This window comes from Massilia sp. (assembly GCF_046293535.1).
Taxonomy (GTDB): domain Bacteria; phylum Pseudomonadota; class Gammaproteobacteria; order Burkholderiales; family Burkholderiaceae_D; genus Telluria.
This window is the reverse complement of record NZ_JBKBOV010000007.1, coordinates 142,008-154,992: the sequence shown is the minus strand read 5'-3', so window position 1 is coordinate 154,992 and position 12,985 is coordinate 142,008. Positions and strand designations below refer to the sequence as shown.

The window sequence follows — 12,985 nt, the reverse complement described above, 5'->3', positions numbered from 1 at the left end:
CCAGGCCTGGGCCGCCACCGGCGCGGTTGCGGCAGCGGCCGCGCCGCCGGCCAGCCGCGCCGGTGCGGCATCGCGCCGGCGCGCCAGCAGCCATTGCGCATCGGGAAAGCCGGCGCGGGCGGCATCGTCGAGCGCACGCAGGGCCTTGGCCAATCCCGGTGTGTCGGCAGGAGCGGCGCCGGAGGCGCTGCCGTCGCCCAGCACCAGCTGCGCAAACACGAGCCCCGCATGCACGCTGCCGTCGTCATAGGCGCGCTCGTACCAGGGTGCGAGGGTCTGGGCGCTGGCCTGGGCCAGCGCGAGCGGGATATGGTTGCCGATCAATTGCCAGGCCTGCCTGCATTCCTGCCGCGCGGCGCGCTCGAGCCAGTGCAGCGCCGTCGGCAGGCTCTGCGGCAGGCCGGCGCTGCCGAACAGGTAGAGCTTGCCCAGCTCGAGCTGGGCAGCGGCCTGCCCGGCACGTGCATTGCGGATGATCGCCAGTTCTTCGCGGTTCGCCATCGTTGCTTGTCTTGGTAGGGGATCGGCCAGCGCGCTTAGGCGGACTGGAGCGGGAATCACGCTCGGACGGTGGCAAGAAGAGGCGGCGCCAGCGCTACGGACCGCATTAAAAAAATTGCCAATATACAAGGATTCCCCGACCTGCCGTCGTCGCGCACCTCGGTTTGACGCAGAGTCTACGGCGTCATTGCTGTCGCTCCGCTCGAATTCCCGGCTTCCTTGAGGCGGCGCAAACTACCCGCCAGACGAGTTTGCTGCTTTCCTTGAGGCAATTTGTTACATCTTGATGCAGCACGTTTCAAAAATACAACAGCACGATTGGATTTATTGGCTTTCGACCAACCCCGCCCTTCATAATTGACAAAACCGACAATCTTGACGACTCAAGCATTTAAGGTGCAGTTATCCGGGCATGCGGTTTTTCACGCCTCCATGCCGGGATAGCTGAGATTCACACAGAAAAAGGAAACACCATGAAACACTCCCTCCTGGCCACCGCACTGCTTGGCGCATTCGCTGCCGGCACCGTGCAAGCACAAACCTCGGTCCAGATCTACGGCACCATCGACGCCGGCGTCATCAAGCGCAGCGGCGAGAGCCTCAACATCGGCAAGCGCGCCTCGAACACCCTCGGTTTCAAGGGCACTGAAGAACTGGGCAACGGCCTCAAGGCACTGTTCCAACTGGAAATGCGTTACGAGCCGGACACCGGCACCAATGAAATCGGCAGCAACGGCACCCAGCGTCCGCTGTTCCAGGGCCAGAGCCGCGTCGGCCTGCAGGGCGACTTCGGCATGGTCCGCATCGGCCGCGGCCTGACCCCGTTCCACGAGACCGTGGGCGCCTTCGAACCCTTCCACGCTTCGCCGAGCCCGGCAGGCTTCTGGACCGACCTGGCCGTCGCAGGCTACAGCTCGCAGCCGCTGGACGTGCAGGGCTATTCGAACAACCGCTTCTCGAACGCGGTCTGGTACAACTCGCCGGTCACCAGCGGCTTCCAGCTGAACGCCGCCATCGCCACCAAGGAAGGCGGCGGCGGCCCGGCCGTCATCGGCCGTGGCACCCCGGCAGCCCCGCAGTACCCGGCGGGCGCGGAAGCATCGGCCAACCCGTTCTCGATCACCGGCACCTACAACAACGGTCCGGCCGCCTTCATGGCCGGCTACGAGCGCAATGCCATCGAATCGAAGGTCTGGTCGATCGGCGCCTCGTTCGCAGCCACCCCGGAACTGAAGCTGATGGGCCTGTACTCGAAGCAGGACCAGGAGCACAACCGCTTCGCCAACGCCAATACCAAGGCCTGGGTGCTGGGCGCGAACTACACCATGGGCCCGGGCAAGTTCCTGGCCGGTTATGGCCAGAAGGACGTCGACGGCCTGCAGAAGGTCAAGCAACTGTCGCTGGGCTATGAATACAGTCTGTCCAAGCGTACCTACCTGTACGTCGATGCGTCGCGCAAGAAGGGCATCAATGCCCTGCAGTCGACCGTCAACCACTACGACGTGGGCGTGAATCACTCGTTCTAAGCCGTATCCGGAGCGCGGCCCAGACCGGGCCTGCGTTTTCACCGGGCGGACATGGGCAACCATGCCCGCCTTTTTTTAGCCTGTTTTTTGTAGTTTTTAAGCAACGTCTGCCATGACGCCGCACGCTCCTGCATGCGGAGCCTGTACAGTGCACTGAAGCAATGGCATATTGGCAAGGCGCGTAACAAAACGCTCGTTCGCAAAATTAATGGAGACCCAATGAAGAAAAGTATTCTGGCCGCGCTGCTCGGCACCTGTTTCGCAATCCCGGCCTTCGCGCAGACCAGCGTGCAGATCTACGGTATCGCCGACGCCGGCGTGATGTGGCAAAAAGGCGGGCCGACCAAGATCTATAGCGGCGGCGCCGACGGTTCGCGTATCGGTTTCAAAGGCACCGAAGATCTCGGCAACGGCTACAAGGCCATCTTCAATCTCGAAGCACGCGTCGAGCTCGACACCGGCACCCAGCAGCCGACCCTGATGAACGACAATCCGGGCACCTACCTGCTGCGCGGCATGAACGGCATCCCGCCGGCCATCCTGGGTCGCCTGCAATCCCTGATCCAGCCGCCGGGCGGCCCTGCCGTCAACCAGGAACGCGCCCTGTTCGACCGTACCGCGATGGTCGGCCTGATCACCCCGGTCGGCGCCGTCCTGCTGGGCCGCATGTACACCCCGGGCTATGAAGTCTTCAACAAGGCCGACACCTTCGAATCGGGCACCGGCGGCACCTGGGGCCACGTGACCGGCGGCACCGCGGGCTTCACCGCGCTGGGCGCCGACATCCGCTCGCAGGAAGCCATCCAGTACCGCATCGCCCTGCCGAACGGCATCGGCGGTTCGCTGATGTACGGTCCGAAGGGTTCGGGCTACCTGGGCCGCTACAACAAGTTCCGCGCCGGCGCCATCACCTACACCGCCAACGGCTTCGACGTCGGCATCGGCTACAACCACGGCTACGACCAGCAGAACCGTCCGAGCCTGCGCACCACCACCGTGGGCGGCTCCTACCAGCTGAACGAGACCTGGAAACTGTTCGCCGGCTTCCACAGCCAGCGCAACACCAACTCGGTGCTGATGGCCGACTACACCGCCGGCTGGGACCAGGGCGTGACCCCGGTGCTGACCCAGCAGGGCATCCCGGCAGCCGTCCAGGGCCAGCTGCGCACCATCTTCGTGAACGCGCTGCGCAACAACACCCAGCAGGACGCCAACAGCTACCAGGTGGGCGCGCACTACAAGATCGGCAGCGGCCGCATCATGGCCCAGTACGCGCACCAGAACGACCGCACCGCCACCAACAGCGATGCCAACCTGTACGCGATCGGCTACGACCACTTCCTGTCGAAGCGCACCGACGTGTACACGGTCGCGGCCTTCATCAAGAACAAGGGCCTGGCACAGTACTCGCCGGGCACCTCGGGCAACCCGGGCGGCTTCACCGAGACCCCGGGCGCAGACGGCCGCGCGCTGCAAATCGGCATCCGCCACCGCTTCTAAAGCACTGCCGCTCCCCAAAGACGCCCTGCCAGCCAGGGCGTCTTTTTTTATGTCCGTTGCTTATTGCCCGTCAGGTAAAATGGCGGACGGATATCTTTCACCTCGAGCTTTCATGACCACCGATACGATCGACGCCAAGACCGTCGCCCAATACCTCATCGACCACCCGCAATTCTTCGAGGAGCACGCTGGCCTGCTGGGCGAAGTGAAGCTGTCGAGCCCGCTGACCGGCCGCGCCGTGTCGCTGCAGGAGCGCCAGATGGAGGTCATGCGCGACAAGTACCGCGTCCTCGAACTGCGCCTGTCCGAGCTGACCCGCCGCGCCGAGGAAAACCACGCCATCGCCAACCGCTTCCACGCCTGGAACCAGGCCCTGCTTAAATCGAGTGGCGGCGCCGCCATGCCGCGCGACCTGGTCGACGCGCTGCGCACCGAATTCATGGTGCCGCAGGTGACGCTGCGTTTGTGGAACCTGAAGCCGGACTATGCCGACACCTGGTTCACCGATGGCGTGTCGGACGACGCTAAATTGTTCGCGGCCAGCCTGCGCGCGCCTTACTGCGGCCTGAACAACGACTTCGAAGCGGTGCGCTGGCTCGACGACCCGGCCGCGGTCCGCTCGACCGTGCTGATGCCGCTGGTCGCCGGCGGCAAGACCTTCGGCCTGCTGGTGCTGGGCGCCCCGAACGACGACCGCTTCACCGCGACCATGGCGACCGACTTCCTGGTCCATATCGCCACCACCGCCAGCACCGCGCTGGCCCCACTGCGCGCTTGAGTCATGAAGACGGCGGCGACGGACTGGCCGGCCCGCTACCTGGGCGAGCTCGCCACCCAGCGCCAGCTGTCGCCGCACACGGTGGCGGCCTATCGGCGTGACCTGGCGGAGCTCGTCTCCCTGGCAGGCCATGAAGACTGGCCGCGGCTGACCCACCACGACATCCGCCGCTTCGCGGCCAAGCTGCATGCCGGCGGCCAGTCGGCGCGTTCAATCGCGCGCAAGCTGTCCGGCTGGCGCGGCTTCTACGACTGGCTGTCGCGCCAGATCACCCTGGCGGCCAACCCGGTCGAGGGCGTGCGCGCGCCACGCCGTCCGAAAAACCTGCCCAAGGCCCTGTCGGTCGACGATGCGGTGCAGCTGATGGAAGCCAATGCCAAGGGCCATGCCGAGCCGGCCGAACTGTGCGACCGCGCCATGTTCGAACTGCTGTATTCGAGCGGACTGCGGGTATCGGAGCTGGCCGGCCTGGACACGGTCTATACCGAAGCCGGCAAGGGCATGCCCGCCTCGCTCGGCTGGCTGGACCTGCAGGCCGGCGAAGTGGTCGTCACCGGCAAGGGCGGCAAGATGCGGCGCGTGCCTGTCGGCGCGCCGGCGCGCTCTGCGCTCTCGGCCTGGCTGGCCGTGCGTCCCGCGCCCCGCGACGGCAGCGCCGCGCTGTTCCTGTCGAACCGCGGCAGCCGCATCACGCCGCGCGTGGTGCAGACCCGCCTGAAGGCGCACGCGCTGCGCGCGGGCACGCCGGTGCACGTCCACCCGCACGTGCTGCGCCACTCCTTCGCGTCGCACGTGCTGCAATCCTCGGGCGACCTGCGCGCGGTGCAGGAATTGCTCGGGCACGCCAGCATCACCTCGACCCAGATCTATACGGCGCTCGACTTCCAGCACCTGGCTGCGGTCTACGACAAGGCCCATCCACGGGCCAAGGCAAAGTAAACCGCTCAATAGGTTGAGTTGCGTCAAGACGCTGCACGGTTGATTGATGGTGATCTCGCACGAAATCCGGCATAATCCCCCGATTATTCCGCCTTGATGCGGACCCAAGCGACAGCAAAGCGAACATGGAACCAATCCCAAGCACGATCCTCACCGGCTTTCTCGGCGCAGGCAAGACCACCCTCCTCAACCGCATCCTGCATGAGGAGCATGGTCTGAAGATCGCGGTCATCGAGAATGAATTCGGCCAGGAAAACATCGACAACGAGATCCTGGTGCGCGACACCGGCGAACAGATCGTCGAAATGAACAACGGCTGCATCTGCTGCACCGTGCGTGGCGACCTGATCGTGGCGCTCACCAGCCTGGCGCAGAAGCGCGCCGCCGGCGAGATCGCTTTCGACCGCGTGGTGATCGAGACCACCGGCCTGGCCAACCCGGGCCCGGTGGCGCAGACCTTCTTCGTCGACGAAGAAGTGGGCGCTAACTATATGCTCGACGCCGTGGTGACCGTGGTCGATGCGCGCCATGCGATGGACCAGCTGGACCGCCATGAGGAAGCCCAGCGCCAGGTCGGCTTTGCCGACAAGATCCTGCTCTCCAAGACAGACCTGGTCGACGCCGCCGCCGTCGAGGCCTTGAAGGCGCGCCTGCACCGCATCAATCCGCGCGCCCCGATCTCGACGAGCGACTTCGGCCGCGCGCCGATTTCCGAGGTGCTCGACCTGCGCGGCTTCAACCTGAACGACAAGCTCGAGCTGGACCCGGACTTCCTGCGCGCCGAAGAAGACCACGCTCACGAGCATGATCACGAGCATGGCGAACACTGCGGTCACGACCACGCCCATGGCGAAGCCTGCAATCACCACGATCATCACCATAGCCACCACACGGACGACATCGCCGCTTTCGTCTTCAAGAGCGAGCGCGCCTTCGACCCGGAACGCCTGGACCAGTTCCTTGGCAGCATGGTGCAGGTCTTCGGACCACAGATGTTGCGCTACAAGGGCGTGCTGTCGATGGCGGGCGCCGACCGCAAGGTCGTATTCCAAGGCGTGCATCAAATCATGGGCAGCGACCTGGGCGCAAAGTGGAGCGAAGGCGAAACCCGTGGCAGTAAAATGGTGTTTATTGGTAAAAATTTACCAAAAGACGTATTTATCAGCGGACTTGAACAGTGTTTGGTATAAACTACATCAGTTTTGCGGGCAGGTCCGGACCCGCTGACGACCTGCCGTGAGAGTTGGCAGGCCGGGCACCGGCGCTAGCGCGCCGGCGCATCCGGACATCGTCCCAAGCCAGCAGCATGCCGGGCCGGGACAGGCAGTGAAGGACGGCGATTGCCGTCCGGGGCAGCAAGCGCCGCACACATCTGTTGCAAAGATGTCAATGCCAAGTTTGCTGCTAAAATGAAAACCTCTGTCGTATCGAAGGCATCATGACTAAAACAACGAAACCGAATACCGCCGCGCAGCTCGAAGAACGCCTTCTGACGGAAGAAGAAATTCGGGCGATGAGCGACGACGACTACATGAACCCGGCACAGCTCGCGTTCTTCCGCAACCGTCTGCAGGAGCTCGAGAAAGAGCTGCTGAAAAATGCCGGCGAGACCACGGAACACCTGCGCGAAACCGTGTTGGTACCGGACCCGGCCGATCGCGCGACCATCGAAGAAGAACATGCGCTGGAACTGCGCACCCGCGACCGCGAACGCAAGCTGCTCAAGAAGGTGCAGCAATCGCTGCAGGCCATCGAGAACGGCGAATACGGCTGGTGCGATGAAACTGGCGAGCCGATCGGCGTCGCGCGCCTGATCGCCCGTCCTACCGCGACCCTGTCGCTGGAAGCCCAGCAGCGCCGCGAACTGAAGCAGAAACTGTACGGCGACTGATCCCCGTCCACCTCCACCGAAAAAGCATGCACCGCAAGGCGCATGCTTTTTTGTTTTTGTGCGCCGCACGATGCGTCGTGCATACGTTTCATTTCCTATGGGATACACTAGCGGTGGTGCGCGTGTGCGCAGCACATGCCGCTCGCAGCCGTGCTACCGTCATGTCCGTGCCGGGACTTGTTCAATTATCCATCGGGGACCATGGGGCTGTTCTCCTTCCTGAAGAAAAAGAGCGACACGCCAGTCGAGGACGCATCCGATTCCTTCCTCGCCGTGGACACGCGCCTGCGCGCCGGCGAGCCCTCGCGCCTGGACACGGAAGCCGAACGCGAACGCCAGCGCGCCATCGCCCGCGCCACCGCCGCCAAGATCGACGAGATCGAACTCGAAATGAGCTCCGCCATCTTCGACGACGAACCGGCCTGGGGCAGCATGGCGCGCCGCCCCGCCGCCGCCGCCGCGCTCCCTGAGCCCCCTCCCGCGCCGGAAGACCTGCCCGACGCCGCAGCCCTGCCCGCCACCGCGCCGGCCGTCGAGGAAGGCGCCATCCTCTACGCCAACGGCCAGTCCGCCGCGGCCGAGAGCCTGCTGCGCGACAGCCTGGCGGACTTCGGCCGGCGCGAACGCCTGCCCTGGTGGATGCTGTTCGACCTCTACCAGGCCACCGGCCAGGAAAGCCGCTTCGAGAGCATCGCCATCGACTACGCCAGCCATTTCGAGACGTCGCCGCCGGCCTGGCAGCCGCCGCCGCCTGCGCAGGACCTGCCCCAGCTCACCGGCGTGGCCGCCAGCGAAAGCGTCGGCCCGGTCCTCGACGGCGGCATCGCCCCGCGCCTGCAACGCCTGCTCGCCGCGCAGGCGCCGCTGGTGCGCGTGGACCTCGGCGGGGTGCGCAGCGCCGATGCCGAAGGCTGCTCCCTGCTCCTGAAGGCGCTGCAAACGCTGCGCAAGGAGGGACGCGAACTGGTGCTGGCCGGCGCCGACGCCCTGCTGGCGACCCTGCGCCCCATGCTCGCAGTCGGTGACCGCACCCCCGGCGAAGCGCCCTGGCTGCTGCTGCTCGAACTGCTCCTGCTGTCCAAGCGCGAAAAGGATTTCGAGGAATCGGCGATGGATTACTGCGTCACCTTCGAGGTGTCGCCGCCCTCGTTCGAGACGCCGGAACATGTATCGACCGCGGCGCCGGCCCCGGTGGCGGGCGACCGCTTCCTGCTGCCGCCGCTGGCGCTGGGAGACTGCGCGGCGCTGCTCGACGCGATCGACGCCTACGCCGAAGGCCGCGACATCCTGGTGCTGGATTGCTCGCGCCTGGCGCGCATGGACTATGCCTGCGCCACCGCGCTGCAGGGCCGGCTACGCGCGCACACGCAGCAGCAACGGCGGGTCGAGCTGCGCGACCTGAACCACCTGGTGGCGGCCCTGCTGCGCCTGCTCGGCTATACGCACGACGACAGTGGCATCCGTCTTTACCCGCACCGGTATTGACGCTGTTTTTCCTGCGCGACAGTTTTTGGCCGCGCTTGTCTTGCAATTCAATGCACCCACCCCATCTGCGGGTGGCTAGACAACCACGAGGCTAAAAATGGAACAATTTCACGGCACCACCATCGTCAGTGTGAGGCGCGGCAGCCAGGTCGCGCTGGGCGGCGATGGCCAGGTCACGCTGGGCAACGTCGTCATGAAGGGCTCGGCGCGCAAGGTGCGCAAGCTGTACCAGGGCAAGGTCCTGTGCGGATTCGCCGGCGCCACCGCCGATGCCTTTACCCTCCTCGACCGCTTCGAAGCCAAGCTGGAAAAGCACCAGGGCAACCTGCTGCGCGCTTCGGTCGAACTGGCCAAGGACTGGCGCACCGACCGCATGCTGAGCAAGCTCGAGGCCATGCTGCTGGTTGCCGATCGCGAATCGACCCTGATCATCACCGGCAACGGCGACGTGCTGGAACCGGAAGACGGCCTGGGCGCGATCGGCTCGGGCGGCGTGTACGCCCACTCGGCGGCCAAGGCCCTGTACGAGAACACCGAGATGTCGCCCGAAGAGATCGTGAAGAAATCGCTCACCATCGCGGGCGAGTTGTGCATCTACACCAACCTGAACCACATCATCGAGACCCTGGAATGAACCAGTCCCCCATCATGAACATGACCCCGCCCGAGATCGTCTCGGAACTGGACAAGCACGTGGTCGGCCAGGGCAAGGCCAAGCGCGCGGTCGCGATCGCGCTGCGCAACCGCTGGCGCCGCCAGCAGGTCGCCGAGCCGCTGCGCCACGAGATCACCCCGAAGAACATCCTGATGATCGGCCCGACCGGCGTCGGCAAGACCGAGATCGCGCGCCGCCTGGCCAAGCTGGCCGATGCGCCCTTCATCAAGATCGAAGCGACCAAGTTCACCGAAGTCGGCTACGTCGGCCGCGACGTCGACACCATCATCCGCGACCTGATCGATATCGGCGTGAAGCAGACCCGCGCCAGCGAACAGAAGAAGGTGCGCCAGCGCGCCGAGGATGCGGCCGAAGACCGCGTCATCGACATCCTGGTGCCGCCGGCGCGCGATTTCGGCTTCAACGTCAGCAATGGCGGCGACAGCAAGGAAGGCGACGCCACCCGCCAGACCTTCCGCAAGCGCCTGCGCGAAGGCTCGCTCGACGACCGCGAGATCGAGATCGACGTGGCCGACGCCATGCCGCAGATGGAAATCATGGCGCCGCCGGGCATGGAAGAAATGACCGAGCAGATCAAGTCGATGTTCGCTGGCGTCGGTAACGCACGCAAGAAGCCGCGCAAGATGAAGATCAAGGAAGCGATGAAGCTGCTGGTCGACGAGGAAGCCGCCAAGCTGGTCAACGAGGACGAGCTGAAGCAGAAGGCGATCGCCAACGTCGAGCAGAACGGCATCGTGTTCCTGGACGAGATCGACAAGATCGCCACCCGTTCCGAACACGGCGGCGCCGACGTCTCGCGCGCCGGCGTGCAGCGCGACCTGCTGCCGCTGGTCGAAGGCACGACGGTGAACACCAAGTACGGCATGATCAAGACCGACCACATCCTGTTCATCGCCTCGGGCGCCTTCCACCTGTCCAAGCCGTCCGACCTGATCCCGGAACTGCAGGGCCGCTTCCCGATCCGCGTCGAACTGGAGTCGCTCTCGATCGAAGACTTCAAGAGCATCCTGACCTCGACCGACGCCAGCCTGACCAAGCAGTACGAAGCGCTGCTGGCCACCGAAGGCGTGCAGGTCGTGTTTACCGACGACGGCATCCATCGCCTGGCCGAGATCGCATTCTCGGTCAACGAGCGCACCGAGAACATCGGCGCGCGCCGCCTGTACACGGTGATGGAAAAGCTGCTCGAGGAAGTCTCGTTCACGGCCGGCCTGGAAAAGGACCAGACGGTCACCATCGACGCGGCCTACGTCAATGCACGACTGGATGCGCTGTCGGTGAACGAAGACCTGTCGAGGTACGTGTTGTAATTTCTTGAGAAGGAGGACTGGCGATGGCGAACAAGGCACTGGCGACGCGGCAAAAAATGCGGCTGCGGGTGGAGCCGTCCCAGAACTTCGGCAAGCCGCGCAACCCGATCGCGGCGCTGGCCAAGGCCAGGTCCGCCGGGCCCCATGCCAAACCGCTCTCGAGCGAGCGGCAAGAGGCCAAGCGCATGCTGAAGAAGGCCAGGCTGGTCGCGGACGACGATGAGTAACTGAGCCGCTTCTTCCTTTCGACAGACTTTCCCCTTGGCGGGCCGCGCAAGCGTGTCCGCCTTTTTTTACGCCTGTGCGAAACGCTGTTGTAGGGTGGCGCGGCTCCACTTTGCACTCTGCATGCCGCCGCTGCGAATGCCGCCCGCGCGTTCAAACACTGCTTGGGCTGCCCGTGCGTCTGTTCTTGCTGTTGTTGAACGCGTGGGCGGCGCCATCGTGCAAGATCATCTCATTGCAGGGTGGAGCCGCACCACCCTACGTCTTGCTCAACTCAGCGTTCACAGGTACATTCAGTCGACATTACATTTTGACCATTTAAAACCATGAGTTCACCGGAACTGGTCCTCGACGTGCTGCGCGCCGAACTGCGCACCGCCAACATCACCTACAAAGACCTGGCCGGGCGCATCGGTGTGAGCGAGTCGAGCGTCAAGCGCATGTTCGGCCAGAAGGACATGGCCCTGTCGCGCCTGGCCCAGATCTGCCAGGTGACCGGCATCGCGCTGGAAGACGTGCTGCGCCGCGCCGCCGACGCACGCCCCCAGGCCGACTTCCTCACCCTGCCCCAGGAAACCTCGCTGGTCGCCAACCCGCGCCTGCTGCTGATGGCGATCTGCTGCCTCGGACACTGGTCGCTGGGACAGGTCACCGAGACCTATCGCCTGACCGAGCCGGAGTGCATCACCCTGCTGGCCGAACTCGACCGGCTCGGACTGATCGAGCTGAAACCCCTGAACCGCTACAGCCTGCGCGTCTCGAACGCCTTCCGCTGGCTGCCGGACGGCCCGGTCCAGCGTTTCTTCCGCGAGCACGTGGTGGAGGACTATTTTGCCGGCAGGTTCGACCGTCCCGGCGAAGCGCTGATGTGTCTGCCTGCGCGCCTGTCGAGCGCCAGCGCCCAGGAACTGGCGCAGAAGATCGAGCAACTGGCCGGGGAACTGGCGCGCCTGCACCGCAACGATCGCCGCCTGCCACTGCAGGAGCGCGACGGCTACACGCTGCTGCTGGGCTTCCGGTCCTGGGAGTTCGCCGCCTTCACCGCGTTGAGGCGCGCATGACGGCGGCGCCGGACACCGGCAGGCGCAAGCGCCTGACCTTCTGGGGCGCCGATGAGAACGACGACAGCCTGCCGCGCGCCGTGATGGCTGGCCGCAAGACGGTCACGGCCGACACGGTCGAGGACTACTACAAGCCCTACGGCGAATACGGCGACGGCAGTTACGCAGCGGGCGACCTGATCGAAGTCTACGACCTGAAGCAGCGCCTGCGCTGCCTGATCCGCGCGACCAAGGTGCAGCTCATCCGTTTCGGCGACATTCCCGAAGAAGTCTGGCGTGGCGAAACCTTCGCCAGCGCCCGCGAATTCCAGGAAGTGCACATCCGCTGCCTGCCCCAGTACCAATTGCACGACGACTTCGAATTCGTCACCCTGCATTTCGAACTGGTCGAGGTGATCGAAGCCTGAGCGGCGTCACCGCTGCTGTATCATGCGCATCCTGAAAACGAAAGCCGCGCATGCTCACCATTACCATCAAGCAGGGCAAGGAAAAAGCCATCCTTGCCGGCGACCCCTGGATTTATCTCTCAGCCATCGACAAGGTCGAGGGCAAGCCGGCGGAGCGCAACAAGGCGGGCGCTACCGCCATCGTGCAGTCCTCGTCGCGCCAGTTCCTGGCGCGCGCGGCCTACAACGCCAAGTCCCAGATCGCCGCCCGGGTCTGGACCCTGCGCGAGGACGAGCCGGTCGACCACGCCATGATCAAGCGGCGCGTACAGGCTGCCGTGCTGGCTCGCGCCGACGTGTTGCGTGACGCCGATCCAGAGGCGCTAGTCCAGCTCATCGACGGTGATCAGACCGGCTTGCCCGGCCTGCTGGTGCACAGCTATGGCGGCGCCACGGGCTACCTGGTCTGCCAGTTCAATGCCGCCGGGGTCGACCTGTGGAAGGTGCCGGTCGTGCAGGCGCTCATCAAGGCCACCGGCTGCCCGAATGCGTACGAGCGCAGCGACGAACTGGTGCGCAAGGGCGAAGGACTACCCGTCACACGGCGCGTGCTCTCCGGTGACGAACCGCCCCAGCGGCTCATGGTGCGCGAAGGTGGCCGGCTGCTGCCGATGGACATTCGTACCGGCTTCACCTACCCGCGCTGA

At 65.0% G+C, this 12,985-nt stretch carries 13 protein-coding genes and 1 pseudogene; 13 read left to right on the top strand and 1 reads right to left on the bottom strand.

The genetic code is table 11. From position 1 onward, the window contains the following. Positions 1 to 501, bottom strand: a pseudogene (locus ACK4S9_RS06380) (hypothetical protein); the annotation flags it as partial. Between the two features lie 473 nt (positions 502 to 974). Here ACK4S9_RS06380 and ACK4S9_RS06375 point away from each other — a divergent pair. The 13 genes from ACK4S9_RS06375 (at position 975) to ACK4S9_RS06315 (ending at position 12,985) form a co-directional block, all read left to right on the top strand. Then, on the top strand, positions 975 to 2,027 hold the full coding sequence (locus ACK4S9_RS06375; RefSeq protein ID WP_409723032.1) for a porin: 1,053 nt from the start codon (positions 975 to 977) through the stop codon (positions 2,025 to 2,027). Positions 2,028 to 2,246: 219 nt separating this feature from the next. Beyond that, the gene (locus ACK4S9_RS06370) at positions 2,247 to 3,527 is read left to right on the top strand and encodes a porin (RefSeq protein ID WP_409723030.1); all 1,281 of its coding nucleotides are present in this window, start codon (positions 2,247 to 2,249) and stop codon (positions 3,525 to 3,527) included. A gap of 112 nt (positions 3,528 to 3,639) precedes the next feature. Then, positions 3,640 to 4,305 carry a DUF484 family protein gene (locus ACK4S9_RS06365; protein ID WP_409723027.1) on the top strand — a complete coding sequence of 222 codons (666 nt, stop codon included), beginning with the start codon at positions 3,640 to 3,642 and terminating at the stop codon, positions 4,303 to 4,305. Positions 4,306 to 4,308: 3 nt separating this feature from the next. After that, positions 4,309 to 5,244, top strand: a complete 936-nt coding sequence (gene xerC / locus ACK4S9_RS06360) for a tyrosine recombinase XerC (RefSeq protein WP_409723024.1) — start codon at positions 4,309 to 4,311, stop codon at positions 5,242 to 5,244. Between the two features lie 125 nt (positions 5,245 to 5,369). Then, positions 5,370 to 6,434 carry a CobW family GTP-binding protein gene (locus ACK4S9_RS06355; protein WP_409723021.1) on the top strand — a complete coding sequence of 355 codons (1,065 nt, stop codon included), beginning with the start codon at positions 5,370 to 5,372 and terminating at the stop codon, positions 6,432 to 6,434. A 248-nt stretch (positions 6,435 to 6,682) separates the two neighbouring features. Beyond that, on the top strand, positions 6,683 to 7,135 hold the full coding sequence (gene dksA, locus ACK4S9_RS06350; protein ID WP_227803235.1) for an RNA polymerase-binding protein DksA: 453 nt from the start codon (positions 6,683 to 6,685) through the stop codon (positions 7,133 to 7,135). Between the two features lie 201 nt (positions 7,136 to 7,336). Next, positions 7,337 to 8,620: an STAS domain-containing protein gene (locus ACK4S9_RS06345; protein ID WP_409723018.1), complete on the top strand. Its 1,284-nt coding sequence runs from the start codon at positions 7,337 to 7,339 to the stop codon at positions 8,618 to 8,620. A 97-nt stretch (positions 8,621 to 8,717) separates the two neighbouring features. Continuing rightward, positions 8,718 to 9,254 carry an ATP-dependent protease subunit HslV gene (gene hslV / locus ACK4S9_RS06340; RefSeq protein ID WP_409723015.1) on the top strand — a complete coding sequence of 179 codons (537 nt, stop codon included), beginning with the start codon at positions 8,718 to 8,720 and terminating at the stop codon, positions 9,252 to 9,254. Positions 9,255 to 9,268: 14 nt separating this feature from the next. Further along, positions 9,269 to 10,606: an ATP-dependent protease ATPase subunit HslU gene (gene hslU / locus ACK4S9_RS06335; protein ID WP_409723047.1), complete on the top strand. Its 1,338-nt coding sequence runs from the start codon at positions 9,269 to 9,271 to the stop codon at positions 10,604 to 10,606. A gap of 23 nt (positions 10,607 to 10,629) precedes the next feature. Beyond that, positions 10,630 to 10,833, top strand: a complete 204-nt coding sequence (locus ACK4S9_RS06330; protein ID WP_409723012.1) for a hypothetical protein — start codon at positions 10,630 to 10,632, stop codon at positions 10,831 to 10,833. A gap of 324 nt (positions 10,834 to 11,157) precedes the next feature. Continuing rightward, entirely contained in the window at positions 11,158 to 11,892 is a 735-nt protein-coding gene (locus ACK4S9_RS06325) for a helix-turn-helix domain-containing protein (protein ID WP_409723009.1), read from the top strand. Continuing rightward, positions 11,889 to 12,299, top strand: a complete 411-nt coding sequence (locus ACK4S9_RS06320) for an ASCH domain-containing protein (RefSeq protein ID WP_409723006.1) — start codon at positions 11,889 to 11,891, stop codon at positions 12,297 to 12,299. Before ACK4S9_RS06325 ends, ACK4S9_RS06320 begins: the two co-directional genes overlap by 4 nt. Before the next feature lie 50 nt (positions 12,300 to 12,349). Then, entirely contained in the window at positions 12,350 to 12,985 is a 636-nt protein-coding gene (locus tag ACK4S9_RS06315) for an SAM-dependent methyltransferase (RefSeq protein ID WP_409723003.1), read from the top strand.

Coding starts and splice junctions, on each gene's coding strand:
- ACK4S9_RS06375 (WP_409723032.1), top strand. CDS start 975: ATGAAACACTCCCTCCTGGCCACCGCACTGCTTGGCGCATTCGCTGCC.
- ACK4S9_RS06370 (WP_409723030.1), top strand. CDS start 2,247: ATGAAGAAAAGTATTCTGGCCGCGCTGCTCGGCACCTGTTTCGCAATC.
- ACK4S9_RS06365 (WP_409723027.1), top strand. CDS start 3,640: ATGACCACCGATACGATCGACGCCAAGACCGTCGCCCAATACCTCATC.
- xerC (WP_409723024.1), top strand. CDS start 4,309: ATGAAGACGGCGGCGACGGACTGGCCGGCCCGCTACCTGGGCGAGCTC.
- ACK4S9_RS06355 (WP_409723021.1), top strand. CDS start 5,370: ATGGAACCAATCCCAAGCACGATCCTCACCGGCTTTCTCGGCGCAGGC.
- dksA (WP_227803235.1), top strand. CDS start 6,683: ATGACTAAAACAACGAAACCGAATACCGCCGCGCAGCTCGAAGAACGC.
- ACK4S9_RS06345 (WP_409723018.1), top strand. CDS start 7,337: ATGGGGCTGTTCTCCTTCCTGAAGAAAAAGAGCGACACGCCAGTCGAG.
- hslV (WP_409723015.1), top strand. CDS start 8,718: ATGGAACAATTTCACGGCACCACCATCGTCAGTGTGAGGCGCGGCAGC.
- hslU (WP_409723047.1), top strand. CDS start 9,269: ATGAACATGACCCCGCCCGAGATCGTCTCGGAACTGGACAAGCACGTG.
- ACK4S9_RS06330 (WP_409723012.1), top strand. CDS start 10,630: ATGGCGAACAAGGCACTGGCGACGCGGCAAAAAATGCGGCTGCGGGTG.
- ACK4S9_RS06325 (WP_409723009.1), top strand. CDS start 11,158: ATGAGTTCACCGGAACTGGTCCTCGACGTGCTGCGCGCCGAACTGCGC.
- ACK4S9_RS06320 (WP_409723006.1), top strand. CDS start 11,889: ATGACGGCGGCGCCGGACACCGGCAGGCGCAAGCGCCTGACCTTCTGG.
- ACK4S9_RS06315 (WP_409723003.1), top strand. CDS start 12,350: ATGCTCACCATTACCATCAAGCAGGGCAAGGAAAAAGCCATCCTTGCC.